This window comes from Burkholderia singularis (assembly GCF_900176645.1).
GTDB lineage: Bacteria > Pseudomonadota > Gammaproteobacteria > Burkholderiales > Burkholderiaceae > Burkholderia > Burkholderia singularis.
This window is the reverse complement of sequence record NZ_FXAN01000125.1, coordinates 1-2,762: the sequence shown is the minus strand read 5'-3', so window position 1 is coordinate 2,762 and position 2,762 is coordinate 1. Positions and strand designations below refer to the sequence as shown.

General features: G+C 65.3%; 1 protein-coding gene. It reads left to right on the top strand.

The features are described 5' to 3' along the window. Positions 1 to 2,762 (top strand): hemagglutinin repeat-containing protein (locus tag BSIN_RS23895; RefSeq protein ID WP_173678749.1); only part of this gene is annotated, 2,762 nt, incomplete at both ends.

The window sequence follows — 2,762 nt, the reverse complement described above, 5'->3', positions numbered from 1 at the left end:
TTCCAGTTCAACGCCGGCCACGATCTCGCGTTCACGCTGCCCGGCACGTTCACCAACGGCGCGGGCCTGCAAGCGGTCAACAATCTGAGCATCGACGCGGGCGCCATCGTCAATCGCGGCGCGATCGCCGCGGGCAACCTGCTGCGCACGCATTCGAACACGCTGACCAATACCGGCACGCTGGTCGGCGGCAGCGTGTCGCTGGCGGCGGACAGCCTGCTGTCGAACGTCGGGCCGAGCGCGCTGATCGGCGCGTCGGACAGCGTGGGCACGCTCGAGCTGCTGTCGCGCGACATCGAGAACCGCGACGACACGACCGCCACCGACACGATGGCGCAAACCGCGATCTTCGGTCTGGGCAAGGTCGTGCTGGCGGGCGGCAAGGACGCGAACGGCGGCTATACGAACGCCGCGCTGATCCGCAACCAATCGGCGCTGATCCAGTCCGGCGGCGATATGGCGCTGCACGCGAACCAGATCATCAACACGCGCCGCGTGATGAAGACCTCCGGGTACGTCAACAGCGTCGATCCGGCGCTGTTGCAGCAGCTCGGCATCAGCATGAGCGGGCGCACCGGCCAGGTGGGCGTGAAAGACCCGACCAGCATCGGCGGCGTGTATATCGATCCGCCGCACGGCGGCCAATGGAACAGCACGTATCAATACACGACCTACGAGGGCCAGGCCGTCGCGAGCACCGTGACGCAGATCAGCCCGGCCGCGCAGATCGTGTCGGGGGGCAAGATCGCCGCGTCGTCGGTCGGCACGCTGCAAAACGATTGGAGCCACGTGACGGCCGTCGGCGACATCGAGTCCCCGGCGAAGATCGACAACAACAGTTGGCGGGGTCAGGACGCACCGGGCGTGATCGTCACGTACTCAGGCCAGTATCACTACAACAACTACGACAACACCGAATACGATTGGCAACTGCCGTTCGGCGACGCGCCGTTCGTGACGGGCCGTCCGGGCGGCTATACGCAAAAGGCGCCGGCGGACGTGCGCCAGTTCGGCTTGCCGGGCTACGAGTCGACGTTCGTGGCGAACGGCAAGCTGTCCGGCACGGGCGTGAGCATCGACAACACGGCGGGCAACGCGTCGATTCCGTCGCTCGGGCTGCTGCCGGGGCAATCGCTGGGCGGGGTGACGGTCGGCGCGATCAGCGGCAACGCGGGCGGCGCGCCATCGCCGGGCGCGTCGGTCGAGGGCCACGCCAGCGGCATCCATTTACCGTCCGCCTCGATCAACGGACAACCCGGCGCGAACGTCGATCCGGTCATCGCCGGCGCGACGGCGGTGAACGTGCTGAACAACCTGACGATTCCGCAGGGCGGGCTGTACAAGCCGGCCGCCGCGCCGAACGCGGCCTACGTGATCGAGACGAACCCCGCGTTCACGAATCAGAAGAATTTCATTTCGAGCGATTATTTCTTCGGTCAGCTCGGCGTCGACTTGACGCACCTCCCGAAGCGCCTGGGCGACGGGTTCTATGAACAGCAACTGGTGCGCAATGAAATCACGTCGCTGACGGGCAAGGCGGTGCTCGGGCCGTACACCGATATTCAATCGATGTACGAAGCGATGCTGGCGTCGGGCGCGGCGTTGTCGAAATCGCTGAATCTGCCGCTGGGCATGAGTCTGTCGGCGCAACAGGTGTCGCAATTGACCGGCAACGTGGTCATGATGGAGACGCGGGTTGTCGATGGGCAATCGGTGCTGGTACCGGTGGTCTATCTGGCGAAAGCGAGCCAGGAGAACTGGAGTGGCCCGCTGATCGCGGCGCACGATATCGATTTGAAGCACACGTCATCGTTCGTGAACAGCGGCACGATGCAGGCGGCGAACACGCTGTCGATCGACGGCAAGCAGATCGACAACGCATTCGGCACGCTGCAAAGCGGCGGGCTGACGAAGCTGACGACCGAGGGGAATGTCGATCTGACGTCGGCGAACGTGAAGGCGGGGAGCCTGCTGGTGAACGCGGGTGGGGATCTGATGCTCGATACCGCGACGAAGACGGTCAAGCAGGTGAGCGAGACGGGGGCGACGCGGATCACGACGACGCTGGGACCGCAGGCGAAGATCGACGTCGCGGGCGACGCGGCGATCGCGACGGGCGGGAATGTGCGGCAGAACGCGGGCAGCCTGAACGTCGGCGGGAATCTGCTCGCGCAGATCGGCGGGGACTGGACGCTCGGCGCGCAGCAGATCGGCGAGCATAAGGTGGTCGAGCGCGCGAACGGGGTGTCGGATACCCATGTCAACCAGGCGGTGGGCAGTTCGGTGAAGGTGGGGGGCGTGTCGCAGATCGGCGTCGGCGGGGATCTGACGGCGAAAGGCGCGCAAATCGATCTCGGCCAGGGCGGCGCGATCGTGGCGAAGGGCAATGTGACGCTCGGTGCGGCGAGCGCGACGTCGACGGTGAACAGCAATAGTTCGGGCAGCGATAGTCACGGCAGCTATGCGGAGACGCTGCATACGTCGGATCAGGCGCTGACGGGCACGACGCTCAAGGGCGGTAACACGGTTAATATCGTGTCGGGCAAGGATCTGACGATCAGCGGCAGCGCGATCAGCCTGGACAAGGGCAACGCGAATTTGATGGCGGCCGGTGATGTGAACGTCGGCGCGGCGACGGAGACGCATGAGCTGAACTCGCACGAAACGCATAGCCACAGCAATATCGTGAGCGGCGCGAAGATCGCGAGCGGGATCGATCAGACGGCGACCTATAGCCAGGGCAGCACGATTTCGGCTGACGG